Source organism: Streptomyces lasalocidi (assembly GCF_005280215.1).
Lineage (GTDB): Bacteria > Actinomycetota > Actinomycetes > Streptomycetales > Streptomycetaceae > Streptomyces > Streptomyces longwoodensis.
This window is the reverse complement of the sequence record NZ_SZNQ01000001.1, coordinates 2,334,408-2,360,041: the sequence shown is the minus strand read 5'-3', so window position 1 is coordinate 2,360,041 and position 25,634 is coordinate 2,334,408. Positions and strand designations below refer to the sequence as shown.

The following is a 25,634-nucleotide window of genomic DNA, read 5'->3' as shown; positions in this document are numbered from 1 at the left end:
GATTGCTGTGAGCTGGATCTCAAAGCGCAGGTCAGAGGCGGTTTTGGTGTGCCCATGGCATCCCATTTGTCCCACTACCGTGCTTAGTGGGTGAGCTGCGTCATGTGGGGTGCTTCACCGCTCAACGGGCCTGCGGCGGGTCCTCCACGGCCTCGAACGTGACCGGCGTCTCGAACGCGGCCCGCCGCGTGGCCCGGCGCAGCGCCTTGAGCACCGCCGGGCCGAGGGTGAGCGTCAGGACCACCGTGACCACCGCCCGCCCCAGGTCCCAGCCCAGCGAGGTGGCCACGCAGTAGGCGACGAAGCGGGCCAGGTTCGCGGGCACCGGCGCCTGCGGGTCGAAGGCGATGCCCGAGGCCAGCGCACCCATGAAGGGCCAGCCCGCCAGGTTCATGATCGTGCCGTAGGCGAAGGCCGCCAGGAAGCCGTACCCGGCCAGCAGCGCCAGCTCCGCCCGGCCGCGCAGCCGGTCCGGGCCCGGCAGCAGGCCCGCGCCCATCGTGAACCAGCCCATCGCCAGCATCTGGAACGGCATCCAGGGGCCCACCCCGCCCGTGAGCAGCGCCGACGCGAACATCGTCACCGAGCCCAGCACGAACCCGAAGCCCGGCCCCAGACAGCGGCCGCTCAGCACCATCAGGAAGAACATCGGCTCGATGCCCGCCGTGCCCGCCCCGATCGGCCGCAGCGCCGCACCCGTCGCCGCCAGCACGCCGAGCATGGCCACCGCCTTCGGGCCGAGCCCCGACTCCGAGATGGTCGCCGCGACCACCGCGACCAGCAGCACCAGCAGCCCCGCGAACAGCCACGGCGCGTCCTGGGCGTGCGCGGCCACGGCGGAGGCCGGCGGCGCGACGAACGGCCAGCCGAACGCGGCCACCCCGACCCCGCTGACCAGCGCCAGCGCCGCCACGGACCGCGGGCCGAGACGGACGGCCCGGGTCATCGCAGCGCCTTTCGCACCTGGGCGACCGTGAGCCAGGGCTGCGGCGCCAGTACCTTCGTCACCTGCGGCGCGTACGACGGGGACGACACCACCACCTCCGGCGTCGGCCCGTCCGCGATCACCTCGCCCTCCGCGAGCAGCACCACCCGGTGGGCCAGCTCGGCGGCCAGCTCCACGTCGTGGGTGGCCAGCACGATCGCGTGCCCCGCCGACGCCAGCTCCCGCAGCACGGTGACCAGGCGGGCCTTCGCCGCGTAGTCCAGGCCCCGGGTCGGCTCGTCCAGGAGCAGCAGCGGCGGGCGCGCGGTCAGCACCACCGCGAGCGCCAGCGTCAGCCGCTGGCCCTCCGACAGGTCGCGCGGGTGGACGTCGTCCGCGATGCCGGGCAGCAGTTCGGACACCAGGGCCCGGCAGGTGCCCGGCTCCGCGCCCGCGTCCCGGTCGGCGGCGGCGCACTCGGCGGCCACCGTGTCGGCGTACAGCAGGTCCCGGGGCTCCTGCGGGACCAGGCCGACGCGGCGGACCAGCTCCTGGGGCGCGGTGCGGTGCGGGACCGCGCCGCCGGCCCGGACCGTCCCGGCGGACGGCTCCACCAGCCCGACGAGCGTGCCGAGCAGCGTCGACTTCCCGGCGCCGTTGCGCCCCATCAGCGCGACCGTCTCGCCGGGGACGACGGTGAGGTCGACGTGCCGCAGCGCCTGCACGCGGCCGCGCCGCACGGCGAGCGACCGGACCTCTGCGACGGCTGCGGGGGCGCCGGTGGCCGTGTCGGCTGTGCGGCGGCGCCACCGGCGGGCGGCGGGCGGACGCGGCAGCGGGACCGGCACCACGGCGGCGTCCCGCCCGGCGGGAGGCGTGCGGTCCGCCAGGCGCTCCCGCAGGGCGCCCGCGCGGCGGCGGGCGTCGCGGACCGTCAGCGGCAGCGGGGACCAGCCGGCCAGCCGGCCCAGGTCGACCACCGGCGGGTACACCGGCGACACGGCCATGAGGTCGGCCGGGGCGCCGAGGACCGGGGCCGCGCCCGGCGCGGGCAGCAGGGCGACCTGGTCGGCGTACTGCAGGACGCGTTCCAGGCGGTGCTCGGCCAGCAGGACCGTCGTACCGAGGTCGTGGACCAGGCGCAGCAGGACGGCCAGGACCTCCTCGGCCGCGGCCGGGTCCAGGGCGGACGTCGGCTCGTCGAGGACCAGGACCCGCGGGTGCGGGGTGAGCACCGAGCCGATCGCCACGCGCTGCTGCTGCCCGCCGGACAGCGTGGCGATCGGACGGTCACGCAGGTCGGCGAGGCCGAGCAGGTCCAGGGTCTCCTCGACCCGGCGCCGCATCACCGCCGGGGCCAGGCCCAACGACTCCATGCCGTAGGCCAGTTCCTCCTCGACCGTGTCCGTCACGAAGTGCGACAGCGGGTCCTGGCCCACCGTGCCCACCACGTCGGCGAGTTCGCGCGGCTTGTGGGTGCGGGTGTCGCGGCCGTCCACCGTGACCCGGCCGCGCAGGGTGCCGCCGGTGAAGTGCGGGACCAGCCCGCTCACCGTGCCGAGCAGGGTGGACTTGCCGACGCCGGACGGCCCGGCGAGCAGGACGAGTTCGCCCTCGGGGATCGTGAAGTCAACTCCGCGGACGGTGGGATCGGCGGCGCCGTCGTAGGTCACCGAGACGTTCTCGAAGCGGATCACGACGGCTGCTCCTCGTCAGGTGCGCGTGGTGCGGGGGCCAGGAAGGCCGGCAGGAGGCCCAGCAGGACGGCCGCCGCCGGCCACAGGGGCAGGACGGGCGCCACCAGCGGGACCACGCCCGGGTGCAGGGCCGCCGGATCGGTGGCCGCGGCGGCGGTCAGCAGCGCGGCGACCGCGATGCCCGAGGCGGCGACCAGGCAGGACCGGGCGTTCCAGGTGTCGGGACGGTAGCGGGTGCGCGGGGACCTGCGGCCGCCCAGCCACAGGCCCGCGAGGGCCGCCGCGACCCCCGCGAGCAGCACCGGCACGCCGTACGTGCCGCCCTCGGCGGTGAGCAGCCCGTACGTTCCCGCGCACACCCCGAGCAGACCGCCGAGGGTGAGCGCGGTCGTCGTACGGCGCAGCGCGGCGGGCAGGTCGGCGGTGCGGCCGTAGCCGCGCGCGTCCATGGCCGCCGCGAGGGCGACCGAGCGTTCCAGCGCGCCCTCCAGGACCGGCAGTCCGACCTGGAGCAGCCCGCGCAGGCCCCGGTCCGGGCGGCCCCGCAACCGGCGGGCGGCGCGCAGGCGGTGGACGTCGGCGATCAGGTGCGGGGCGAAGGTCAGCGCCACGACCACGGCCACGCCCGTCTCGTACAGCGCGCCGGGCAGGGTCTTCAGCAGGCGGGTGGGGCTCGCGAGGGCGTTCGCGGCGCCCACGCAGACGAGCAGCGTGGCGAGCTTCAGGCCGTCGTAGAGGGCGAAGACCAGGGCCTCCGCGGTGAGGTCGCCGCCGATGCGGATGCCCTGCGCCCAGTGGGGGAGCGGGACTTCGGGCAGGGTGACCAGGGTGTGCGTGCCGGGGATCGGGGAGCCGAGGGCGACGGCGAACACCAGCCGCACGAGGAGCACGGTGACGGCGAGCTTGACGAACGCGGAGTACGAGCGGGACCAGGGGGTGTGGGGGCGGGACGCCTGCACCACGTAGGCGGACGTGGCGATGAGCAGGGCGAGGAGGAGCGGGTTGGTGGTGCGGGTGGCCGCGGTCCCGAGGGACAGCGACCACAGCCACCAGGCCGCGGGGTGGACCGGCCCGCCGGGGTGCGCGGAACGGCGGTGCCGGTCGGACGGACGGTCAGCCATGCCGGTTTCTGCGGGACTGCCACACGGCCGCCGCCGCCAGGGCCGCCACCGCGGCCGCGCCCGCGTACCAGCCCAGCCGGGGCCCGTCGTCCTCGTCCTTCCCGGGGGCTGCCGCCGGCTTCTTCGACGTGCCCGACACCTGCTCGCCGCACCCGCGCTCCGGGTAGTCGGCGATCGCGCACAGCAGGGCGTTGGTGTCGTAGCGCAGGGGCTTGGCCACCGCGGCCAGGGCCTCGGCGGTGCTGGCGTCGGCGGCGACCCGCGCGCAGGCCGTCCGGGCGGCGGGCGGGGTCTCGCCCCCGGGGGCGTCGGCGGCGGTGCCGAAGTCGATGACCAGCGCGACGCGCTTGCTGCCCGCCCGGGCCGGCGTCCCGGCGCAGACCTCCGCGAAGGAGGCCGTGCCGCGCGGCCGGCTCGCGTCGGCCGAGTCCTCGCTCACCGCGAAGCGGAAGCCCTGCACCGAGCCGTCGGCGGGGCGGGACGTGGCCGGGCCCTGGGTGGCGTAGGCCCAGCCGCCGCCGGTGCGCTCCCAGAACGACCAGTAGCGGTAGCCGGTGGCCCCGGCCGGGGCCACCGCGAGGGCGCTCAGCAGGGCGGTGAGCACCCCGGTGAGCAGGAGCGTCGTCGCGCGGCGGGTCACGGCTGCTGCCGCCGGCGGGCGCGGGCCAGGAAGAGGGCCGCGGCGACGAGGACCACGAGGACGACCGCGCCGACGGTGACCCACAGGGCGGTGGAACTGCCGTCGTCGTCGGAGGTGTCGGACGCCTCCGGCTTCGGCGTCGCCGCCTTCTGCGGTGCCGGGCCGGTCGCGTTCAGGAGCCGGACCAGGTCGGTGGAGCCGAAGGCGCGCGGGTCGGTGCCCGTGGCGTGGGCGGCGAGGACCAGCTGGGCGTAGGCCGCGGGTCCGCTCTGCGCGGCCCACCGCGGCGCGTTGGCCTCCAGCCAGCGCACGGCGGCCGTGGCCTCGTCGGCGTGACCGGCCGCGGCGAGGGCGACGACCGCGTCGGCGGTGTTGCCGTAGTCGGGCTGGTTCTCGGCGCCGGGGAGGGCGGAGACGAGGTGGTGGTCCTTGGCCAGGGCGGCGCCGAGGTACCGGGCGCCGTTGCGCGCGGCCTGCTCGGGAGTGGCGGGCGCCGCACAGCCGGAGGCCTTCGCGGTCGCCTTCCCGGCGGAGGCGTTCAGCGGCTGCCCCAGCGCGCCGAGGACGGCGGCGGCCGTGGCGTCGGCGTTGGCCGTCAGCTTGCCCTGCTTGTCCGGCTGGTAGGCGAAGGCGCCCGCGCCGTCGCCGGTGCAGGGGAGGGCGAAGGTCAGCAGGGCGTCGTACGGGGACTTGCCGCCCTTGACGACCTGCTCGGGGCGCTCGCCCGCCGCGACGAGGGCGCCGGTCACGACGGCGGTGGAGTTGGCGTCGCTGGCGCCACCGGGGTTGTAGCCCCAGCCGCCGTCCGCGTTCTGCACGGACTTCAGCCAGGTGACGGCCTTGCCCGTCGCGGCGGCGTGGCCGCCCAGCGCGGTGAGGGCCTGGACGGCGGCGGCCGTGCTGTTGGTGTCCACCATCAACTTGGCGTCGCACGGCTTGGCGGGGTCGGCGCGGAAGGCCGCGAAGGCGCCGTCGGCGCACTGCTGGCCGGTCAGCCAGGCGACCGCCCGGTCGGCCGGGACGACCCCGGCCGTGTCCTGCGCGAGCAGGGCGAGCGACTGGCGCCACACCCCGTCGTACGTCGGGTCGGCCGTGCCGTACAGGCCGGCGGGTATCGCCACCGACGGCGTGGGCGAGGGGGTCGCGGCCAGGGCGGGCGTGGCGGCGCCGATCACGGCGGCGGCGGCCAGGGCCGCGGCGCAGCGGCGGACGTTCATGATCGGCGGGTGCCTCTCCCTAGGGGGAGCCGGGCAGCACGGGACACCCCGGGCGGCTCGGCTCCGTAGACCTCGACGGTGCGTGGCGTGCCCCGGCGGGGCCGACGCGCGTGAGCCGGTCACGTCCCGGACGAGGCAGTCCGGCTCACCGCCCGGCGGACGGCTCACGGTTGCGGGTCAGCGCCGGTTTTGCACCGGCTTCCCCTCGTACGGGTGTGATGACGACCCGGTCACTGTACCGGCCCGTAACCGGGGGGCCGAGGGCGGGCCGCGGGGGACGGGGGCGGGCCGAGGGCGGGCCGCGGGGGACGGGGCGCCGGTATGTTCTGCGCATGGCGACGATGGGGGAGGCTGCCCGGGGCGGGACGCCGGGCCCGCTGCTCGGCTCCGGACGCACGGCCGACGTGTACGCCCTCGACGACGGCTGGGTGCTGCGCCGGGACCGGCAGGGGTACGGCGACGCGGCGGCCGAGGGCGCGGTGATGGCGCACCTGCGGCGGCACGGCTACCCGGTGCCGGCCGTGCGGCCGTCCGGCTCGCGCACCGACCTGGTGATGGAGCGGCTGGACGGGCCGACCATGCTGCACGCGTGCGTGGCCGGGACCCTGGGCCCCGAGGAGGCCGGGCGCACGCTGGCCGACCTGCTGCGCGCCCTGCACGCCGTACCCGGCCGGGAGGGCCCCGGCACCCGCGTCCTCCACCTCGACCTGCACCCCGACAACGTCGTCCTCACCGCCGACGGCCCCCGGGTCATCGACTGGACCAACGCCGAGGAGGGCGACCCGGCCCTGGACTGGTCCACGTCCGCGGTGATCCTCGCCCAGGTCGCGGTCTCCCCCCACCCCCTGGCGGCCCCGGCCCGCCCGATGCTCGCCGCGCTCCTGACCGACCCGTCGCTCCTGACGGAGCCGGCACTGACGGAGGCACTCCGACGCAGGGCGGCGAACCCGACGATGAGCGCGGAGGAAGTGGAACTGCTGGGGGCGGCGGGGGAGTTGGTGCGGAGCTTCCTGCGGACGGGCTAGCGGGGCGTCCCCCACCCGCCGCCCGCGTCAGTCACCGATGAACCACAGGTAACTGCCGGGCGTGGCCGCGCACGCGCGGAGCATCACGGCGAGCTCGTCCAGCGCGTCCCGCCCGCGGTCGTCGTCACAGCGCCGCTTCAGGTCGTCGATCTCCCGCAGGGCGGCCCCGGCCTCCTGCTCGTTCATCAAGGTGTCCCCGTACGGGTCGACGGCGGTGAGCCGCCCCGGGACGCCGCTGTTCCGGAGCGAGGTGAGCGCCTCGGCCAGCACCTCGCCGTACTCGTGGGAAGCGGCCATGAGGGTCGCCCGGGACCGGCGCCAGTCCTTGCGGACCGGCCGCGCCGAGTGCAGCTCCAGGTCGATGCCCATGCCTCAGTGAGCACCACCGGGTTCGGGGTCCGTGCGGTCGATCAGGCGGCAGGCCGTTTCTATGTCGGTGCGGACCTGGGCGATGGAGGCGCGGCCGGAGAGCCAGGTGATGAGGGCCGAGTGCCAGGTGTGCTCGATGACGCGGACCGCGGCGAGCTGGCCGGGGGTCGGGTCGGGGGTGCCCATGGCGTCCAGGATGATCGCCGTGGTCTGGCGGGAGACCTGGTCCACCTCGGGGCTGACGCTGCGGTCCGCGAAGGTCAGGGCGCGCACCATGGCGTCGGCCAGGTGCGGTTCGCGCTGGAGGGCGCGGAAGGCGCGCATCAGGGTCTCGGCGACGCGGGCGGACGCGGTGTCGCCCGCCGGGGGCCTGCGGCGCAGCGTGGCGTGCAGGTGCTCCAGCTGGTCCTGCATCGTCGCCACCAGCAGGTGGACCTTGGAGGGGAAGTACCGGTAGAGCGTGCCCAGGGCGACCTGGGAGCACTCCGCGACCTCCCGCATCTGCACGGCGTCGAACCCGCCCCGGCCGGCCAGCCGCGCGCTCGCCTGCAGGATGCGTCGGCGGCGGGCCTCCTGACGCTCGGTGAGCGAGGGGGAGGCGGGGCGTGCGGCGCTGGGGTCCGCTGTGGCTTCCGCGGGCATCGGTCCCGTCCGTGACAGTCGGTGAGGAGTGGCGGTCACACAGCATGGCAGGGCCCGCGGCGCTCCGCGGCCGTGGCGTGAATCACCTGATCCACTGCTCACAACGCCCTTACCGGCCGGTAGATTCAGAGCCTCCCGAACGATCAAGTCTGAAACTTGTTCTAGATTAACGTCCCGTCGTAGTCTCGCGGGACAGTGCAGGCAGAAGGGGGCCCAGAGTGACCGCAGAGGCCAGTCGGGCCCGGTCCCGGCGGGACCTTGTCGTGAACGGCGAACTGCCGCTCACCATCGCGCTCCTCACCTACAAAGGGAACCCGTTCTGCGGGGGACAGGGCGTCTACGTACGGCACCTCTCCCGCGAGCTGGCCCGCCTCGGCCACCGCGTCGAGGTCATCGGCTCCCAGCCGTACCCGGTCCTGGACGAGGGTTACGACGGACTGTCCCTGACCGAGCTGCCCAGCCTCGACCTGTACCGCCAGCCGGACCCCTTCCGCACCCCCGGCCGCGACGAGTACCGCGACTGGGTCGACGCGCTGGAAGTCGCCACCATGTGGACCGGAGGCTTCCCCGAGCCGCTCACCTTCTCCCTGCGTGCCCGGCGCCACCTGCGGGCCCGGCGCGGCGAGTTCGACGTCGTGCACGACAACCAGACGCTCGGCTACGGCCTGCTCGGCGACGTCGGCGCCCCGCTCGTCACCACGATCCACCACCCCATCACCGTCGACCGTCAGCTCGAACTGGACGCCGCCGAGGGCTGGAAGCGGCGGTGCTCGGTGCGCCGCTGGTACGCCTTCACCCGCATGCAGAAGCGCGTCGCGCGCCGCCTGCCGTCCGTGCTGACCGTCTCCGGGACCTCCCGCCAGGAGATCGTCGACCACCTCGGGGTACGGCGCGACCGCGTCCACGTCGTGCACATCGGCGCCGACACCGACCTGTTCTCGCCCGACCCGTCGGTGCCCGTGGTGCCGGGGCGCATCGTGACGACGTCCAGCGCCGACGTGCCGCTCAAGGGCCTGGTGTACCTCGTCGAGGCGCTGGCGAAGGTCCGCACCGAACACCCCGGCGCCCACCTCGTGGTCGTCGGCAAGCGGCCCACCGGGGGCCCGGTCGCGCAGGCCGTCGAGCGCTACGGCGTCGAGGGCGCCGTCGAGTTCGTCAAGGGCATCTCGGACGCCGAACTGGTCGACCTGGTGCGCTCGGCCGAGGTCGCGTGCGTGCCCTCGCTCTACGAGGGGTTCTCGCTGCCGGCCGCGGAGGCCATGGCCACCGGGACCCCGCTGGTCGCCACGACCGGCGGAGCCATCCCCGAGGTGGCAGGACCCGACGGGGAGACCTGCCTCGCGGTGCCGCCCGGCGACGCGGGCGCGCTGGCCGCCGGACTGAGCCGGCTGCTCGGCGACCCGGGGCTGCGCGCGCGGCTCGGCGCGGCCGGGCGGGAGCGGGTCCTGAAGCACTTCACCTGGGCGCGCGCGGCCGAGGGCACGGTGGCCCACTACCGCGAGGCGATGGCCCGCCCGTCGTCGGACCCCGCCGCCCGGACCGCCACCGAAGCTGTTGCCGTATCCGATCCCGAAAGCAGGGCCACGTGCTGACCGTCGACTTCTCCCGGTTCCCGCTCGCCCCGGGCGACCGCGTCCTGGACCTCGGCTGCGGTGCCGGCCGGCACGCGTTCGAGTGCTACCGGCGCGGGGCGCGGGTCGTGGCGCTGGACCAGAACGGCGAGGAGATCCGCGAGGTCGCCAAGTGGTTCGCGGCGATGAAGGAGGCCGGCGAGGCGCCCGAGGGGGCCACCGCCACCGCCATGGAGGGCGACGCGCTCGCGCTGCCGTTCCCCGACGAGTCGTTCGACGTCGTCATCATCTCCGAGGTGATGGAGCACATCCCCGACGACAAGGGCGTCCTCGCCGAGATGGTCCGGGTGCTCAAGCCCGGCGGCCGCATCGCCGTCACCGTCCCGCGCTACGGCCCCGAGAAGGTCTGCTGGGCGCTGTCCGACGCCTACCACGAGGTCGAGGGCGGCCACATCCGCATCTACCGGGCCGAGGAGCTGCTCGCCAAGATGCGCGGCGCCGGCCTGAAGCCGTACGGCACGCACCACGCCCACGCGCTGCACTCGCCGTACTGGTGGCTGAAGTGCGCGTTCGGCGTCGACAACGACAAGGCGCTCCCGGTGCGCGCCTACCACAAGCTGCTGGTCTGGGACATCATGAAGAAACCGCTGGCCACCCGGGTCGCCGAGCAGGCCCTGAACCCGCTGATCGGCAAGAGCTTCGTGGCCTACGCCACCAAGCCGCACCTGCCGCGCCTCGACACGGCTGGCACTGCCGGCACGGCTGACACGGACCACAAGGCCGACGCGGCCCACACGGCCGACGCCGCCGAGGCGGCCGCGCGGTGACCACTCCCCGCACGGAACACCTGGTCCTGCCCGGGGTCCTCACCGAGGAGCAGGCGGCCGAGACCGTGCGCGGCATCCTCGCCGTGCAGCGCGAGGACGGCGCGATCCCCTGGTTCCGGGGCCACCACCTCGACCCGTGGGACCACACCGAGGCCGCGATGGCGCTGGACGCGGCGGGTGAACACGCCGCCGCCGAGCGGGCGTACGACTGGCTGGCCCGCCACCAGAACGAGGACGGCTCCTGGTACGCGGCCTACGCGGACGGCGCGCACGACGACGTCACCGACCGGGGCCGGGAGACCAACTTCGTCGCCTACCCGGCGGTCGGCGTGTGGCACCACTACCTGTCCACCGGCGACGACACGTTCCTGGACCGGATGTGGCCGACCGTGTACGCGGCGACCGAGTTCGTACTGCGCCTGCAGCAGCCGGGCGGGCAGATCGGCTGGCGCCGCGACGACGACGGCACGCCCACCGCGGACGCCCTGCTGACCGGCAGCTCCTCCGTGCACCACGCGCTGCGGTGCGCGCTCGCCGTCGCCGAGCAGCGCGAGGAGCCCCAACCGGACTGGGAGTTGGCCGCCGGGGCCTTGCGCCACGCGATCCGCCGGCACCCCGAGCGGTTCCTGGACAAGGACCGCTACTCGATGGACTGGTACTACCCGGTCCTCGGCGGCGCGCTGACCGGCGCGGAGGCCAAGTCCCGCGTGGAGGACGGCTGGGACCGCTTCGTGGTGCCCGGCCTCGGTGTGCGCTGCGTGGTGCCCAACCCGTGGGTGACCGGCGGCGAGTCGGCCGAACTCGCGCTCACCCTGTGGGCGATGGGCGAGTCCGACCGCGCGCTGGAGATCCTGCAGTCGATCCAGCACCTGCGCGATGCGGAATCGGGCCTGTACTGGACCGGGTACGTCTTCGAGGACGGGGCCGTCTGGCCGCGCGAGCTGACGACCTGGACGGCCGGCTCGCTGCTCCTCGCCGTCGCCGCGCTCGGCGGTCACGAGGCGACCTGCGCGGTGTTCGGCGGGGAGCAGCTGCCGAGGGGCCTGGACCCGGACTGCTGCGGCTGACGGGTCGGCGGCGCCCGGTGGGCCGGTGGCGCCCGGTGGGTCAGTGGCGGCTGACGCGGCCGGCGATCGCGTGGCCCACGAACAGGTAGACCACCGCCGCCAGTCCGTAGCCCGCCACCACGCGGGCCCATGCCTCGTCGAAGGTGAACAGGTCGTACGACCAGCCCGCCAGCCAGCGGGCCGCGTCGTGGATGAACTGCACGAAGTCGTTCGCGCGGTTCGCGTCCAGCAGGTACATCAGGATCCACAGCCCGATGATCAGGGCCATGATGTCGGCGACGACCGCGATGACCCTGCCGGCCTGGTTACCGTTGCGGTATCTAGGGGACATGCCCATCGGATTGCCGTCCGGGGGGAGTTGAAACGCGGACGGCCGCACACGAGGACGGCCCCCCGCCCGGGAAGGGCGGGGGGCCGTCGACGAAGAACGGCGGGTGGTCAGCCGCGCTGGATGCCGGAGGTGTCCCGCAGCACGCCGCGACGCCCGTCCTGGGTCTGGGCGACCAGGCCCTGACCGCCCTGCTCGACCGCCAAGTACCAGGTGCCCGGCGCCAGTTCCGCGATCGGGGACGGCGAGCCGTCCTCCGCGTACAGCGGACGCGGCACCGGCACGGCGAACCAGAACGGCGAGAAGTCCGCCGCCGGCTGCGGCGCCGGGGCACCCTGCGGGGCGCCCTGCGGACCGCCGAACGGCTGGCCCTGCTGCGGCGGCTGCGCGCCGTACGGCTGCTGCTGGGCGCCCGGGTAGCCGTAACCACCGGGCGGCTGGGCGCCGTAGGGCTGCGGGGCGGCCGGGCGCGGAGCCGGGACCAGGGCGGCCTGGAGGGCGGGCACGAGCGGCGTCGCGACGGCGGCCGCGGCCAGCACCAGCGCCGCGATCAGGCCGAGGATCAGACCGGCGCCCGTGTCGATGTTCGCGCTGCCGAAGGAGTCGCTGAACGCGCCCAGCGGGTCCACGATCGTCCAGAACGCGGTCCACAGCGAGAACACGGTGAGCGCGACACCCAGCTGACCGAGGTCCAGACCGACGACCTTGCGCGGCTGCGGCAGCGCGCGGGCGACGACGATCAGGACCGCGCCGATGATGCCGCCGACGTACATGCTCATCACCAAGCCGAGGTTGTCCCAGGCGTTGGGGACGTCACCGGGGCCGTCGAACGTGTCGAGGAACGACGCGATGAACAGCAACACCGCTGCTCCGATCACCACGCCGTCGCCCCGAGTGAGGGAGCGGATATTCACTTCAGGTCCTTCGTCAGTCGTCTCGTCGTCGGTAGAGGCGTCGCTGTCACCATGTCGCCGTCAGGCCCCGGTGTGAAGCGCGGGGGTAACCCCTCGTACGGACGACACTATCGCCCGAACGATCGAGATGTCCGCCGGGATGGACCCGCCGGACCTCACCCGCGCAGGAAACTCACGATTCCCTCAGACATCCCCAGCGCCGCCCTCTGCCGCCACGCACCGCTGGTCAGCAGTGCCGCGTCCTTGCTATCGCGCATGTTGCCGCACTCGATGAACACCTTGGGAACCGTTGACAGATTGAGACCGCCGAGATCGGTGCGCGTGACGAGACCGGTGCCGCCGCCCAGGTAGTTGGAGCGCGCGCTGCCCGTCACGCGGGCGAAGTCGTCGGCGAGGGCCGTGCCGAGGGCCCTGGAGGGCGCGACGATCGGCCGGGTGTCGGCGGCGCCCGCGCGCACCGTGCCGGGCAGGATCACGTGGAAGCCGCGGTTGCCGGCGCCCGAGCCGTCCGCGTGGATCGACACCACGGCGTCCGCGTGCGCGGCGTTGCCGATCCGGGCGCGCTCGTCGACGCACGGGCCGTACGGCCGGTCGCCGTCCTGGGTCAGCTTCACCGTGGCGCCCTGCGCCTGGAGCAGCGTGCGCAGCCGGTGGGCCACGTCCAGCGTGAACGCGGCCTCCGCGTAACCGGAGTTGGTCGAGGTGCCGGTGGTGTCGCACTCCTTGCGGTGGGTGCCGATGTCCACGGGACGGTTGATCTCCGCCGTGTGCCGGGCGTTGGCCGGGTTGTGACCGGGGTCGATGACGACGACCTTGCCCTTGAGGGGAGCGGCCGCCTTGTCGTCCGCGCCCGCGCCGGGGGTGGGGTGCGCCGAGGGCGTGCCCGGCACCGGAGCCTTCACCCGGCCCCCGCCGCCGTCCCCGGAGCCGCCGCCCACGGCCCCGTACACCAGCCACCCCGCCAGTGCCCCGGGCACCAGCGCGGCCAGCGCCACGACGAGGGGACGGCGCAGCACCGAACGGCGCGGCACCCGCGGGGGCTCGAACTCCGGACCTACGTACGACACGCCAGCCACCCTAACGGCCACGGCCCGGACCGACCGGCGGACACGGGCTGGACGGATGACCCGGGCCGGACGGATGATCCGGGCCGGGCCGACGGCGGGCCGGACCCGACCCGGGCGGGCGACCCGGAGGGACCGGGGGTCGAGCGGGGCGCGGGGGCCGCCGCTTGCCGTGCCGGTGACTGGCCGGGGGCCGCGGTCCGGGCGCCGACCGCGGGGCCAGGGCCCCGGAGACTTCCCCGGGCGCGGGACGCGGGCCCGGAGATCGTTCGCGGGGCGCGGGGCGCGGGGCGCGGGGCGCGGGGCTGGGGCCGCCGTTCGCCGGGCCGGCGACTGGCCGGGGGACCGAGGCCGCGTCGCCCCGCGCAGCGCGGTCGTGTCGGGGCGGACCGGCGGGAGTGGGTGGGCGCCGTCATCGGGCGGGCTCGTCCGGAGGCTTGGTCCGAGGCGCCGGGGGCAGGACGACGCGATCGCTCACCCCGCCGTCGGCCGGTCGGCCCGTCGGGGCCGCGGCGTCCGCGGGCGGTCAGGCCGCCGGGGTTCCGGGCCTGGCCGCCGCCGGCCTGCGCGGGTGGTCAGTGAGCCGTGCTTCCCGGCCTGGCCGCCGGAGGCCTGCGTGGTAGCCACGCCAGCATCAGGAGTGTGCCCGCCGCCAAGACCCAGGCGCCCGTGCGGAAGGCGAGGGCGTAGCCCTCCGTGAGGGCCTCCGGGGTGCCGCGGTCGCCGGTGCGGGCCGCCGCCAGGGTGGACAGGACCGCGAGGCCCAGCGAACCGCCCATCGTGCGCGAGGTGTTGACCAGCCCGGAGACCAGACCCGCCTCGCCGGGCGCCGCCCCCGAGGTGGCCAGCGAGGCGAGCGGGGTCGCCGACAGGCCCGCGCCCAGCATCATCAGTATCCCGGGCAGCATGATCCCGGTGACGTACGTGCCGTCCGCGCCCATCGTCGACTGCCAGGCGAACCCGCCCGCCGCCACCGCCGTACCGAGCGCGGCCGCGCTGCGCGCCCCCACCGCCCGCATCACGCGCGGCGCCAGCTTGGAGCTCAGCACGATCGCCAGCGAGCTCGGCATCAGCGCCAGGCCCGCCTGGAGCGGCGTGTAGCCGAGCACGTTCTGCGCGTACAGCGTCATGAAGAACCACATGCAGAACATCGCCGAGCCGCACAGGAACATCGCCGCGTTCGCCGAGGACACCGCCCGCAGCCGGAACAGCCCGAGCGGCATCAGCGGCGACGCCGTCCGCGCCTCCACGGCGACGAACAGGCCGATCAGCGCCACGCCGACGGCCAGCGGCACCAGCGCGGCCGACGCCGTCCAGCCCTCCGCCTCCGTCTGCGAGATGCCGTACGCCAGGGTGGCCAGGCCCGCCGTCACCAGGGCCGCGCCGGGCAGGTCCAGGCGCCGCCCGTCCCCGGCGCGGCTCTCCGGCAGCAGGCGCGCGGCGCCCGCGAGGACGACCGCGCCGACCGGCACGTTGATCAGCAGCACCCAGCGCCACGACAGCGTGTCCACCAGCACCCCGCCGACCAGCCCGCCCGCGGCGCCCCCGCCCGCGCCGACCGCCGTCCAGGTCGCGATGGCCCGCGCCCGCGCGGCGCCGTCGGGCACGGCGGCCGTGACGATCGTCAGCGTCGACGGCGCCAGGACCGCCGCGCCGAGCCCCTGCACGGCCCGCGCGAGCAGCAGCTGCCAGTCCTGCCCGGCCAGCCCGCCGCCGAGCGAGGCCAGGGTGAACAGGGCGAGCCCGACGAGGAACATCCGCTTGCGGCCGTAGAGGTCGCCGGCCCGCCCGCCGAGCAGCATGAACCCGGCGAAGGCGATGGCGTAGGCGTTGACCACCCACTGCAGGCCCGACGGGCTCAGGCCCAGGTCGGCGCGCATGGAGGGCAGGGCGACGTTCACCACGGACACGTCGAGCACGACCAGGAACTGCCCGGCGCAGGCGAGTGCGACCAGCAGCCAGGCGGGGGCGGCGGTGCGGCGGACCGGACGGACGACTTCGGGGGCTTGCAGCATGGGTGTCATGGTCGCAGGTGCCCGACGGTCCTGACGATCGGGAATCCGGCCCAGACGCGACTGGTCCGGAGGCCCTACTCCGCTTCGTCAAGAGACGGTCAAGAAATCATTAGTACGCCGAAGCATCGGAATAGTTGCCCATGCATACGTCGTTCGTCCTGCATGTATCGATCATCTCTCCCGGCCCGGAGGCCCCCACCCATGACGCAGACGACGACCGACCGGCCGACCCGCGCGGCGCACGGCGCCGTGGTCCCGGTGCTCGCCTTCGCGGGCATCGTGGTCGCGGTGATGCAGACCCTGCTGGTCCCCGTCATCAAGGACCTGCCGCAGCTGCTGCACAGCGCGCCCAGCGACGCCACCTGGGTACTGACCTCCACGCTGCTGTCGGGCGCCGTCGCCACGCCGATCATGGGACGCCTCGGCGACCTGTACGGCAAGCGGCGCATGCTCATCGCCAGCCTCGCGGTGATGGTGGCCGGCGCCCTGGTCAGCGCCCTCACCAGCGACCTGCTCACCATGATCGTCGGCCGTACCCTCCAGGGCTTCGCCATGGGCGCCATCCCGCTCGGCATCGGCCTGATGCGCGACATGCTGCCGCGCGAGCGGCTCGGCTCCGCGATGGCCCTGATGAGCTCCTCCATCGGCGTCGGCGGCGGCCTCGCCCTGCCGCTCGCCGCGCTCGTCGCCCAGCACGCCGACTGGCACGCCCTCTTCTACGGCGCCGCGGGACTCGGCGTGGTGGCCATCGCGCTGACCCTGTTCGTCGTCCCCGAGTCCACCACCCGCGCCCCCGGCTCCTTCGACCTGCCGGGCGCGCTCGGCCTGTCCGCCGGGCTGGTGCTGTTCCTGCTGCCGATCACCAAGGGCAGCGCCTGGGGCTGGACCTCCGCCACCACGCTCGGCCTGTTCGGCGCCGCGGCCCTCGTCCTGCTGCTGTGGGGCGTGATGGAGCTGAAGGTGAAGGCACCCCTGGTCGACCTGCGCACCACCGCCCGCCCGGCCGTGCTGTTCACCAACCTCGCCTCGATCATGGTCGGCGTCTCCTTCTACGTCGTCTCCCTGGTCCTGCCGCAGCTCCTCCAGCTGCCGAGGGCCACCGGGTACGGCCTCGGACAGTCGATGGTCACCGCCGGCCTGCTCGTCGCCCCGCTCGGCCTGACGATGATGCTCACCGCACCCGTCTACGCCCGCCTGTCGGCCCGCTACGGCCCCAAGGTCACCCTCATCATCGGCCTCATGGTCATCGCCGTCGGCTACGGCGCCGGCCTCGGCCTGATGAGCGCCGCCTGGCAGAGCCTCGTCATCTCCGTCATCCTCGGCGCGGGCATCGGCCTGGCCTACTCCTCGCTGCCCGCCCTGATCGTCGGCGCCGTCCCGGCCTCCGAGACCGGCGCGGCCAACGGCCTCAACACGCTGATGCGGTCCATCGGCACCTCGGTGTCCAGCGCCGTCATCGGCATGGTGCTCGCCAACACCGCGCACACCGTCGGGGGCGTGGCGATACCCACCATGCACGGCTTCCGGGTGTCCTTCCTCATCGCCACGGCCGCGGTCGCCGTCGGCCTGGTCCTCGCCCTGTTCCTGCCCAAGCCGGACCGGGCGCCGCGGCTGCGGGCCAGCAGCGAGGAGGAGGCGAACCTCGCGAACGCCACCCGCGCCGCCGGGGCCGAGGAGGCGCCGCGCGGCTTCCGCGGCCGGGTGCTCGCCGCCGACGGCAGCCCGGTCGCCCGCGCCAAGGTCACCCTGATCGACCGGCGGGGCCGCCAGGCCGGCGCGACCCTCTCCGGCGACGACGGCGCGTACGTGCTCGCCGTGCCCGCCGGGGGCGCCTACGTCCTCGCCGCCAAGGCCCCCGGCCACGGACCACTGGCCTCCTCGGTGACCCACCCCGGGCAGGAGCACGCGGTCGACCTGGACCTCTCCCTGCCGCTGTCCCGCCCGGGCGAGACGGTCGACGCGTAGCACCCGGTCCCACCCCGCACCCCCGGTCGAGCCCTCGGCCGGGGGTGCGGCAGCATGGGGACGGCCCCGCGCCGCACGACCGAAAGGCCCCCATGTCCGCCGCGCCCCCGCTCACTCCCTCCCCCTCTCCCTCCCCGGAGGTCCTCGCCGCGTTCGAGGCGGCCAAGGGGTTCATGCCCGTGGACGAGGGGCTGGCCCTGTACGCGGCCGCCGTCGAGGCGGGCGGGCTCGGGCTGCCGCTGCTGGAGGTCGGCACCTACTGCGGGCGCTCCACGGTGCTGCTCGCCGACGCCGCCCGCCGGACCGGAGTGAGCGCCCTCACCGTCGACCACCACCGCGGCAGCGAGGAGCAGCAGCCCGGCTGGGACTACCACGACCCGGACACCGTCGACCCGGAACTCGGCGTGATGGACACCCTCCCGCTGTTCCGGCGCACCCTGCACCGCGCGGGCCTGGAGGACCACGTGGTCGCCCTGGTCGGCCGCTCCCCGCAGATCGCCGCGCTGTGGAACACCCCCCTCGCCCTGGTCTTCGTCGACGGCGGCCACACCGACGAACACGCCACCGCCGACTACGAGGGCTGGGCCCCGCACGTCACCGAGGGCGGCCTCCTCGTCATCCACGACGTCTTCCCCGACCCGAAGGACGAGTTCACCGGCCAGGCCCCGTACCGCATCCACCTCCGCGCCCTGGCCTCGAACGCCTTCACGGAGATCGCGTGCACGGGGTCCCTGCGGGTCCTGCGACGGACCGGCGCGGGGATCTGACGCGGGGCGCTCTCATGACGACCGGGCTCTGAAGGGGGACCGATGGACCGGCACATCCGGACCGTGGACGACGTACTGCGGCTGCTCGACGGCCTGTTCGCGCCCGCCGCCGACCGCTGGAGCGACCGGGGCGGCGGCTGGTGGGACGACTTCTACGCCGACCGCTCCCGCCCGGTGCCGTTCTTCGCCGACAAGCCCGACGAGAACCTGGTCTCCGCGCTGGACCGCGGACTGGTCCCCGCCCGCGGCCGCGCCCTCGACCTCGGCTGCGGGCCGGGCCGCAACGCCCTGTACCTCGCCTCGCGGGGGTTCGCCGTGGACGCCGTCGACCTCTCCGCCGCAGCGGTGTCCTGGGCCCGGGAACGCGCCGCCGGGACGGGGGCCGACGTGCGCTTCCTCTGCGGCGACGCCTTCGCCCTGGAGAGCGAACTCCCGGGCCCCTACGACCTGGTCCACGACTCCGGCTGCTTCCACCACCTCCCGCCGCACCGCCGCATCAGCTACCTCGCCCTGCTGGAGCGGACCCTGGCACCCGGCGGCCACTTCACCCTGACCTGCTTCGCGGCCGGGGACGGCGGGATGGGCTCCGAGGCACCCGACGCCGACTTCTACGGCCGGTCCGCGCTGGACGGCGGTCTCGCCTACAGCCCCGAGTCCCTGCGGGCGATCTTCTCGGGCCTCACGGAGGTCGAACTGCGCCGCATGTGCGAGGAACCCGAGGACGCACCGGTGTTCGGCAAGGGCTTCCTGTGGACGGCGGTGTTCCGCAGGGAGCCCTGAGGGGGCACACCTAGGGGGTGTCTCGTCGATCAGGCCGGGCTCGCGGCGTCTGGCACCGCACCTCGCCGCGTTGTCGTCGGTCCCCGATGCTCCGCATCGACTCCCTCCTCCGCCTTGCGATGCACGGCACCAGACGCCGCTCCCTGATCCGGCCTGATCGACGAGACACCCCCTAGAGCCAGCCCTGGTGGCGGGCCTCGCGGAGGGCTTCCATGCGGTTGCGGGTGCCGGTCTTGCCGATGGCCGCGGAGAGGTGGTTGCGGACCGTGGACTCCGACAGGTGCAGCCGGGCCGCCACGTCGGCGACCGTCGCCCCGTCCGCGGCCGCCTCCAGCACGTCCCGCTCGCGCGCGGTGAGCGGATTGGGGCCCGCGCTCAGCGCCGCCGCCGCGAGCGCCGGGTCGACCACCGTCTCCCCGGTCAGCACCCGGCGGATCGCCCCGGCCAGCTCCTCCACCGGGCCGTCCTTCACCAGGAAGCCGGCGGCGCCCGCGTCCATGGCCCGGCGCAGGTAGCCGGGCCGGCCGAACGTGGTCAGGATCAGCACCCGGCAGCCCGGCGCCTGTGCGCGCAGGTCGGCCGCCGCCTCCAGACCGCTGCGGCCGGGCAGCTCGATGTCCAGCAGCGCGACGTCCGGGCGGTGCACCAGCGCCGCGTCGACGATCGCGTCGCCGGCGCCCACCTGCGCCACCACCTCGATGTCCGGCTCCATCCCCAGCAGCAGGGCCAGCGCCCCGCGCATCATCCCCTGGTCCTCGGCCAGCAGGACCCTGATGGACCGGGCGGGACGGTGGTCCCGGGGCATGTCGTTCACGGGGAGAGCGTAGGCCCCGACGGGCCGGCGGGAGCCGCCGCAGCGGGGAGTCCGGCGGAGCCCGTGCGGGACGGGTCGTGGGGGGAGGCGAGCGACGGGTCGTGGGGCACCACGGCCGGTCCGTCCGCCGGGAGTTCAGCCGTCACCGTGAACCCGCCGTGCGCACCCGGCCCCGCCGTCAGGGAACCCCCGGCCGCCGCGAGCCGCTCCCGCAGCCCCGTCAGCCCGGTCCCGCACGGGCCGCCGTCCTCGGCGCACCCCCCGCCGCCCCGGCCGTCGTCCGTCACCGTCAGCCGCACCCGGTCCCCGTCGCCCGCCACCGCGATCTCGCAGCGCCGGGCCCCGCTGTGCCGCACGACGTTGGTGACCGCCTCGCGCACCACCCAGCCCAGCAGGGCCGCCGTCTGCGGGGCGAGCGGCGGACCGGACCGGGTGAGCACCGGCTCCACGTCCGCCGCCCGCAGCGCCGAGCGGGCCCGGTCCAGCTCGGCCGGCAGGCTGCCCTCGCGGTAGCCGGTGACGGCCTCGCGGATCTCGGTCAGCGCCTGCCGCCCGACCGCCTCGATGTCGGTGACCTGCGCCAGCGCCGCGTCGAGGTCCCGCGGCGCGAGCCGCCGCGCCGCCTCCGCCTTCACGACCACCACGGACAGCGTGTGCCCCAGCAGGTCGTGCAGGTCGCGGGAGAAGCGCAGCCGCTCCTTCTCCACCGCGCGGCGGGCCAGTTCACCACGGGCGGCGCGCAACTCCCGTACCGCCTGGGACAGGGACAGGATCGCCGCGGTCACCAGCGTCGACAGCAGCGTGCCGTAGGCGACGCTGACCGCGTCCTTCCAGTCCTCCCTGACCACCGCGGTGGCACCGCCGAGCAGGGCCAGCGCGACGCCGGCCCGGCCCAGCCACCGTCCGCGCGCCACGGTGCCGACGGCGAGCCCCAGCAGCGGGAAGAAGTTCAGCCAGTTGCCGCCGTAGCCGAGCGCCAGGCCGAAGGTCACCGCGCCCATCAGCGCCAGCGCCCCCCGGGTGGAGGCCGCCGTGCGCGTGCGCGGGTCGAACGCCCGGAACACCACGAAGATGTAGAGCGAGTTGAAGGTCAGCAGCCCCAGCCCCCCGACCCACGGGTTCGGCGTCTCGCCCTGGAAGAGGTTGGAGAAGGACCCCATCCCCATCAGCAGCCACGGCAGCAGCGCGTACCCGGACGGCGCCGGCCCGACGTCGTCGGGCTCCCCGCCCGCCCGCCGCCCGGCGCGGACCTGCTTGCGGTACCGGGCCCGCTCGCCCCGGCCCTCGTACCAGCACCGCACCCTGCCCGTCACGGACATCTGCCGCCTCCCCCGTCGTACGGTCACTCCCGGACGGTCACGACGCTACGCACCCGGCGCCCCGCCCGGCAGAGGCGTCCGTACGGACCTCGGCAGGACGAATGTCCCGGGTGGCGCGGCCGGTTGGCCCCGCCTGGCATAGCGTCGGGGAACGTCCCGCGACCACCAGGAGCCGGCCCCATGCCCATCGACGCCGCCACGGCACTCGCCGCCGAGCCCCGCACGGCGCACCTCTCCTGGACGCGCCGGGACGTCCTGCTCTACCACCTCGGCATCGGCGCGGGCGTCCCAGCCACCGACCCCGCCGAACTGCGCTACACCCTGGAGTCCCGCCTCCACGTCCTGCCCAGTTTCGCCACCGTCGCGGGCGGCGGGAAACCCGCGGTGACCGGCGCCCTGTCCCGGCCCGGCATCGACGTCGACCTCGCCCGCGTCCTGCACGGCGGGCAGACCCTCACCCTGCACCGCCCCCTCCCGGCCGAGGGCGCCGCCACCACCACCGGCCGCATCGTCGCCGTGTACGACAAGGGCACCGCCGCCGTCCTCGTCATGCGCACCGACGCCGCCGACGCCGAGGGCCCCCTGTGGACCGGCGACGCGCACGTCTTCGTCCGCGGCGAGGGCGGCTGGGGCGGCGACCGGGGACCCTCCACCCGGCCGCAGCCGCCCACCGGGGAACCCGACCTGGTCGTCGAACGCCGCCTGCGCGAGGACCAGGCCCTGCTCTACCGCCTGTCCGGCGACCTCAACCCCCTGCACGCCGACCCGGAGTTCGCCGGGCGCGCCGGTTTCGCCCGGCCCGTCCTGCACGGCCTGTGCACCTACGGCGTCACCCTCAAGGCGGTCGTGGACACCCTGCTCGGCGGGGACGTGCGCCGGGTGCGGTCGTACGACACGCGGTTCGCCGGGGTCGTGTACCCGGGGGAGACCCTGCGGATCCGGATGTGGCGGCGGGACACCGGCGACGTCCGGGTGACGGTGACCGCCGCGGACCGCGACGACGCGACGGTGCTGGACGGCGGGGTCGGTACGGGGTGACCGACGGGGCGGGCGTCGGGGGCGGTACGGGGTGACCGGCGGGGAGGGTGTCGGGGGCGCACACCGCGGGGTGACACGCCGGAGGGGGCGGCCCGTCGGCGACGGACCACCCCCTCCCTCTCCTGCTGTCTAGACCCCCTGCGGGATCGGCTGGCCGGACTGCGCCGAGTTCGCCTGCTGGCCCTGCTGGGCCGGCTTGCGGTGTCGGCCGCGCGGTGCCACGTCCCCGTCGTGGTGGGACACCGGACCCCGGTGCCTGCCGTGCCCCATGACCTCCTGGACCCCGGCGGACAGCCCCTGCGTGGTGCTTGCGTCGCTCATCGGATGAGTTCACCCCGTCAACATGATCTTCTTTACAGCCGGGCGAGTGTATCCGGCCGACCACGGGCCGGATCCAGGCGGCCACGCCGACCGGGACTAGTTCGTTACAAGCCGTGCCAGGGGCGCCTGTTGGAGGGGGACCGGGCGGGGCGCGCAGGGCTCGGCGGGGGTGCCGGACGTCGCCTCAGGGCTGTCGGCGGACCCGGGGGTCCCGGGGGAGGCGAGCCCCGGGCCGGACTCCGCGCCCGGCCCTCGTCCGGGCTCCGGCGCGGGCACGCGCGCGACACCGCACGGCACGGCCGGGGTGGCGTACGGCAGCCGCAGCTCGCCGTCCGCCGTCCACAGCCCCGCGCCCGGCAGCCAGCCCTCCGGCGCCGCGCACTGCCGCAGCCGCCGGTCCGCCGGGCGCCACATCCCGACCCAGGAGCCGAACGGGCCGTCGACGCGCAAAGCCACCGCGCAGCTCTCCGGGAGCAGCACCTGCCCCGGCTGGATCGCGAACGGCGTGAGCACGCGGCCCGGCAGCCGCAGCGACTCGGGGAAGCGGACCGGCAGCGTACTGCCGAGGACCCCCCAGCCGAGGCGCGGCTCACCCGGCGACGGCGCGTCCGAGCCGATCAGCAGCAGACCGCTGTCGGGGTCGGCGAGCAGCAGCCGGTCGTCGCTGTCGGCGGCGATCTGCAGCAGCGGGGAGACCTCGCCGCCGCGCCCCAGGTCCACCACGACCGCCTTGGTACGGCCGCCGGTCTCCCGGTCCAGGGCCAGCATCCGGCCCGCCCGGTCCAGCCAGACCCCGCCGGAGCAGCGGCCGGGGACCTCCGCGACGCACTCCGGACCGAACGCGCCGCCCGCCACCAGCCACAGGGAGGTGGAGCGCCGGCCGACGAGGAGGGCGTACGCACGCGTGCCGCACGGGGCCGGGGGGAGCAGCCGCAGCCCGGCGTCGCCGCCCGGGTCCGTGCCCGCGCCCGCTCCGCCGTCCTGGTGGCCGATCGCGCCCAGCGGGTGCTCGCCGGTGCCCGGGCCGGTCGGGTACAGCAGTGTGAAGGTGTGCCGCCCGGCGGCCCTGCGGTGGATGAGCACCTGTCCGTCGGCCATCGGCTGCACCTGGGTGCCGGGCTCCTCGGGCTGGTGGCCCGGCAGCGGCACGGCGTACGGCTCGGGGCCGTCCAGGGTCCAGCGCTCCGGGAACCAGCAGTCGCCGCTGCGGGCGAGCCGGGCCGCGTAGGCGCCGTCCGCCGTGATCACCAGGGGCGCGGCGGTCGTACGGTCCCCGTCCTCCCCGGTGTCCGGCTCGCCGTCCCCGGTGTGCCGCCCGCCCTCCTCCGGGTCCCGCTCGCCGTCCTCCGTCGTCGGTTCGATCGCACAGGCCGTCATGGTTCGGTCACCTCCGGCGACGAAGCTAGTTTTCGCACGCGCGCCCGTGGGAGCGGCGGACGGCGGCTTCGCCCGTACGAGTGGTGCAGAAGCGATTCCGCTGAGGTGGGGGCGTGATTGTGCTGCCGTGGGCCGATGGCGGGTGTGCCGTCGCGGGCCGGTGGCGCGCGCCGGGAGGCCGCCCCGCCCACGGCCGTGCACCGGCCCAGAACGGGCAGGTAGCCTTTCCCCCGTGCCCCGTCTGTCTGAAGTCATCGCCGCGCTGGAGAACCTGTGGCCCGCCGAGCGGGCCGAGTCCTGGGACGCGGTCGGCACCGTCGTGGGCGATCCCGGGCAGCCGGTCACCCGCGTGCTGTTTGCCGTGGACCCGGTCCGGGCGATCGTCGACGAGGCGGTGGAGCTGGGCGCGGACCTGCTGGTCACCCACCACCCGCTCTACCTGCGCGGCACCACGACCGTCGCCGCGTCCACCTTCAAGGGCCACGTCGTGCACACCCTGATCAAGAACGACATCGCCCTGCACGTCGCCCACACCAACGCCGACACCGCCGACCCGGGAGTCTCCGACGCCCTCGCCGGCGCCCTGGACCTGCGCGTCGTACGGCCCCTCGTGCCCGACCCCACCGACCCGGCCGGCCGGCGCGGACTCGGGCGGATCTGCGAGCTCGACCACCCGCTGCCGCTGCGGGAGTTCGCCGCCCGCGCCGCCGAGCGGCTGCCCGCCACCGCGCAGGGCATCCGCGTCGCCGGCGACCCCGACGCCGTCGTGCGCACGGTCGCCGTCAGCGGCGGCTCCGGCGACAGCCTCTTCGACCACGTGCGCGCCGCCGGCGTCGACGCCTTCCTCACCGCGGACCTCCGCCACCACCCGGCGTCCGAGGCCGTGCACCACAGCCCCCTCGCGCTGCTCGACGCGGCGCACTGGGCCACCGAGTGGCCCTGGTGCGAGCTGGCCGCCGCCCAGCTCGACGAGATCTCCGACCGGGAGGGCTGGGACCTGCGGGTCCACGTCTCCGCCACGGTCACCGACCCCTGGACCGCCCACGCGGCGTCCAGTTCGACCGCTAGCCCCATGGGAGCCCCCAACTGAACGCCGCGCCCGCCGACCAGATCCGTCTCCTCGACGTCCAGGACCTCGATGTCCGCCTCCAGCAGCTCGCGCACCGGCGGAGGTCACTGCCCGAGCACGCCGAGATCGAGTCGCTGACCCGCGACCTCACCCAGCTGCGCGACCTGCTCGTGGCCGCGCAGACCGAGGAGAGCGACTGCGCCCGCGAGCAGACCAAGGCCGAGCAGGACGTGGACCAGGTGCGCCAGCGCGCCGTCCGCGACCAGCAGCGCCTGGACTCCGGCGCCGTCACCTCCCCCAAGGACCTGGAGAACCTCCAGCGCGAGATCGTCTCCCTCGCCAAGCGGCAGGGCGACCTCGAGGACGTCGTCCTGGAGGTCATGGAGCGCCGCGAGGCCGCGCAGGAGCGGGTCGCGGAACTGACCGAGCGGGTCGGCTCCGTGCAGGGCCGGATCGACGACGCCACCGCGCGCCGCGACGCCGCGTTCGAGGAGATCGACGGCGAGGTCGCCACGGTGTCCAAGCAGCGCGAGGTCATCGCCGCCTCGGTGCCCGCGGACCTGCTCAAGCTGTACGACAAGCTGCGCGAGCAGCAGGGCGGCGTCGGCGCGGCCAAGCTGTACCAGCGCACCTGCCAGGGCTGCCGCCAGGAGTTGTCGATCACCGACATCAACGACATCCGCAAGGCCGCCGCCGACGAGGTGGTCCGCTGCGAGAACTGCCGCCGCATCCTGGTCCGTACGGCCGAGTCCGGCCTCTAGG

At 75.3% G+C, this 25,634-nt stretch carries 25 protein-coding genes; 10 read left to right on the top strand and 15 right to left on the bottom strand.

Going from position 1 to position 25,634, the window contains the following annotated elements; all coding sequences use genetic code 11:
- Positions 1 to 121: 121 nt before the first annotated feature.
- From E4U91_RS10590 to E4U91_RS10570, 5 genes are read right to left on the bottom strand one after another with little or no spacing between them, the layout of a single operon-like run.
- Positions 122 to 946, bottom strand: a complete 825-nt coding sequence (locus tag E4U91_RS10590; protein ID WP_137306620.1) for an ECF transporter S component — start codon at positions 944 to 946, stop codon at positions 122 to 124.
- Positions 943 to 2,622 carry an ABC transporter ATP-binding protein gene (locus tag E4U91_RS10585; protein WP_137306619.1) on the bottom strand — a complete coding sequence of 560 codons (1,680 nt, stop codon included), beginning with the start codon at positions 2,620 to 2,622 and terminating at the stop codon, positions 943 to 945. The genes E4U91_RS10590 and E4U91_RS10585 overlap by 4 nt, the downstream gene beginning before the upstream one ends.
- Positions 2,619 to 3,743 (bottom strand): energy-coupling factor transporter transmembrane component T, encoded by a 1,125-nt coding sequence (locus E4U91_RS10580; protein WP_137306618.1) that lies wholly within the window; start codon positions 3,741 to 3,743, stop codon positions 2,619 to 2,621. Before E4U91_RS10580 ends, E4U91_RS10585 begins: the two co-directional genes overlap by 4 nt.
- A complete protein-coding gene (locus E4U91_RS10575) occupies positions 3,736 to 4,383 on the bottom strand; it encodes an SCO2322 family protein (protein ID WP_137306617.1) in 648 nt (215 codons plus the stop codon). The genes E4U91_RS10580 and E4U91_RS10575 overlap by 8 nt, the downstream gene beginning before the upstream one ends.
- Positions 4,380 to 5,600 carry a prenyltransferase/squalene oxidase repeat-containing protein gene (locus E4U91_RS10570; RefSeq protein WP_137306616.1) on the bottom strand — a complete coding sequence of 407 codons (1,221 nt, stop codon included), beginning with the start codon at positions 5,598 to 5,600 and terminating at the stop codon, positions 4,380 to 4,382. Before E4U91_RS10570 ends, E4U91_RS10575 begins: the two co-directional genes overlap by 4 nt.
- 332 nt (positions 5,601 to 5,932) lie before the next feature.
- Here E4U91_RS10570 and E4U91_RS10565 point away from each other — a divergent pair, with 332 nt between their 5' ends.
- Positions 5,933 to 6,625 carry a phosphotransferase gene (locus E4U91_RS10565; protein WP_137306615.1) on the top strand — a complete coding sequence of 231 codons (693 nt, stop codon included), beginning with the start codon at positions 5,933 to 5,935 and terminating at the stop codon, positions 6,623 to 6,625.
- A gap of 27 nt (positions 6,626 to 6,652) precedes the next feature.
- Here the strand turns inward: E4U91_RS10565 and E4U91_RS10560 are convergent, their stop codons facing one another.
- Entirely contained in the window at positions 6,653 to 6,994 is a 342-nt protein-coding gene (locus tag E4U91_RS10560; protein ID WP_137306614.1) for a hypothetical protein, read from the bottom strand.
- Between the two features lie 3 nt (positions 6,995 to 6,997).
- A complete protein-coding gene (locus E4U91_RS10555; RefSeq protein ID WP_137306613.1) occupies positions 6,998 to 7,636 on the bottom strand; it encodes a TetR family transcriptional regulator in 639 nt (212 codons plus the stop codon).
- Between the two features lie 218 nt (positions 7,637 to 7,854).
- Between E4U91_RS10555 and E4U91_RS10550 the strand changes: the two genes are divergently transcribed.
- Genes E4U91_RS10550 through E4U91_RS10540 form a run of 3 tightly spaced genes read left to right on the top strand, consistent with a single transcriptional unit; the run spans position 7,855 to position 11,101 of the window.
- On the top strand, positions 7,855 to 9,228 hold the full coding sequence (locus E4U91_RS10550; RefSeq protein ID WP_137306612.1) for a glycosyltransferase family 4 protein: 1,374 nt from the start codon (positions 7,855 to 7,857) through the stop codon (positions 9,226 to 9,228).
- Complete coding sequence (locus E4U91_RS10545) at positions 9,222 to 10,034, top strand: class I SAM-dependent methyltransferase (protein ID WP_137306611.1); 813 nt, start codon at positions 9,222 to 9,224, stop codon at positions 10,032 to 10,034. The genes E4U91_RS10550 and E4U91_RS10545 overlap by 7 nt, the downstream gene beginning before the upstream one ends.
- A complete protein-coding gene (locus E4U91_RS10540) occupies positions 10,031 to 11,101 on the top strand; it encodes a prenyltransferase/squalene oxidase repeat-containing protein (RefSeq protein WP_137306610.1) in 1,071 nt (356 codons plus the stop codon). Before E4U91_RS10545 ends, E4U91_RS10540 begins: the two co-directional genes overlap by 4 nt.
- Positions 11,102 to 11,141: 40 nt before the next feature.
- Here E4U91_RS10540 and E4U91_RS10535 read toward each other — a convergent pair whose 3' ends face one another.
- The 4 genes from E4U91_RS10535 to E4U91_RS10520 all read right to left on the bottom strand — a co-directional run bounded on the left by E4U91_RS10535 (position 11,142) and on the right by E4U91_RS10520 (position 15,431).
- Positions 11,142 to 11,432, bottom strand: a complete 291-nt coding sequence (locus tag E4U91_RS10535; protein WP_067232602.1) for a hypothetical protein — start codon at positions 11,430 to 11,432, stop codon at positions 11,142 to 11,144.
- Between the two features lie 107 nt (positions 11,433 to 11,539).
- Entirely contained in the window at positions 11,540 to 12,343 is an 804-nt protein-coding gene (locus E4U91_RS10530) for a single stranded DNA-binding domain-containing protein (protein ID WP_137306609.1), read from the bottom strand.
- Positions 12,344 to 12,498: 155 nt separating this feature from the next.
- Entirely contained in the window at positions 12,499 to 13,410 is a 912-nt protein-coding gene (locus E4U91_RS10525) for an N-acetylmuramoyl-L-alanine amidase (RefSeq protein WP_137306608.1), read from the bottom strand.
- A 572-nt stretch (positions 13,411 to 13,982) separates the two neighbouring features.
- Entirely contained in the window at positions 13,983 to 15,431 is a 1,449-nt protein-coding gene (locus tag E4U91_RS10520; RefSeq protein WP_137306607.1) for a DHA2 family efflux MFS transporter permease subunit, read from the bottom strand.
- 192 nt (positions 15,432 to 15,623) lie between these two features.
- Between E4U91_RS10520 and E4U91_RS10515 the strand changes: the two genes are divergently transcribed.
- From E4U91_RS10515 to E4U91_RS10505, 3 genes are all read left to right on the top strand, one after another.
- A complete protein-coding gene (locus tag E4U91_RS10515) occupies positions 15,624 to 17,387 on the top strand; it encodes an MFS transporter (protein ID WP_137306606.1) in 1,764 nt (587 codons plus the stop codon).
- A 92-nt stretch (positions 17,388 to 17,479) separates the two neighbouring features.
- Positions 17,480 to 18,154, top strand: a complete 675-nt coding sequence (locus E4U91_RS10510) for a class I SAM-dependent methyltransferase (protein ID WP_137306605.1) — start codon at positions 17,480 to 17,482, stop codon at positions 18,152 to 18,154.
- Positions 18,155 to 18,196: 42 nt separating this feature from the next.
- Positions 18,197 to 18,934 carry a class I SAM-dependent methyltransferase gene (locus E4U91_RS10505; RefSeq protein ID WP_137306604.1) on the top strand — a complete coding sequence of 246 codons (738 nt, stop codon included), beginning with the start codon at positions 18,197 to 18,199 and terminating at the stop codon, positions 18,932 to 18,934.
- A 172-nt stretch (positions 18,935 to 19,106) separates the two neighbouring features.
- On the opposite strand, the gene E4U91_RS10495 is transcribed toward E4U91_RS10505, so the two are convergent.
- Positions 19,107 to 19,739: a response regulator transcription factor gene (locus E4U91_RS10495; RefSeq protein WP_137310758.1), complete on the bottom strand. Its 633-nt coding sequence runs from the start codon at positions 19,737 to 19,739 to the stop codon at positions 19,107 to 19,109.
- Positions 19,740 to 19,744: 5 nt separating this feature from the next.
- A complete protein-coding gene (locus E4U91_RS10490; protein ID WP_137306603.1) occupies positions 19,745 to 21,067 on the bottom strand; it encodes a sensor histidine kinase in 1,323 nt (440 codons plus the stop codon).
- 180 nt (positions 21,068 to 21,247) lie between these two features.
- Between E4U91_RS10490 and E4U91_RS10485 the strand changes: the two genes are divergently transcribed.
- Entirely contained in the window at positions 21,248 to 22,105 is an 858-nt protein-coding gene (locus E4U91_RS10485; protein WP_137306602.1) for a MaoC/PaaZ C-terminal domain-containing protein, read from the top strand.
- 129 nt (positions 22,106 to 22,234) lie between these two features.
- On the opposite strand, the gene E4U91_RS10480 is transcribed toward E4U91_RS10485, so the two are convergent.
- Positions 22,235 to 22,426 carry a hypothetical protein gene (locus tag E4U91_RS10480; protein WP_137306601.1) on the bottom strand — a complete coding sequence of 64 codons (192 nt, stop codon included), beginning with the start codon at positions 22,424 to 22,426 and terminating at the stop codon, positions 22,235 to 22,237.
- 96 nt (positions 22,427 to 22,522) lie between these two features.
- Entirely contained in the window at positions 22,523 to 23,803 is a 1,281-nt protein-coding gene (locus E4U91_RS10475; protein WP_137306600.1) for a hypothetical protein, read from the bottom strand.
- 232 nt (positions 23,804 to 24,035) lie between these two features.
- On the opposite strand from E4U91_RS10475, the gene E4U91_RS10470 reads away from it, so the two are divergent.
- Together E4U91_RS10470 and E4U91_RS10465 are read left to right on the top strand one after the other, a co-directional pair.
- Positions 24,036 to 24,893, top strand: a complete 858-nt coding sequence (locus tag E4U91_RS10470; RefSeq protein ID WP_137306599.1) for a Nif3-like dinuclear metal center hexameric protein — start codon at positions 24,036 to 24,038, stop codon at positions 24,891 to 24,893.
- On the top strand, positions 24,890 to 25,633 hold the full coding sequence (locus tag E4U91_RS10465) for a zinc ribbon domain-containing protein (protein WP_137306598.1): 744 nt from the start codon (positions 24,890 to 24,892) through the stop codon (positions 25,631 to 25,633). The genes E4U91_RS10470 and E4U91_RS10465 overlap by 4 nt, the downstream gene beginning before the upstream one ends.
- Position 25,634 lies beyond the last annotated feature (1 nt).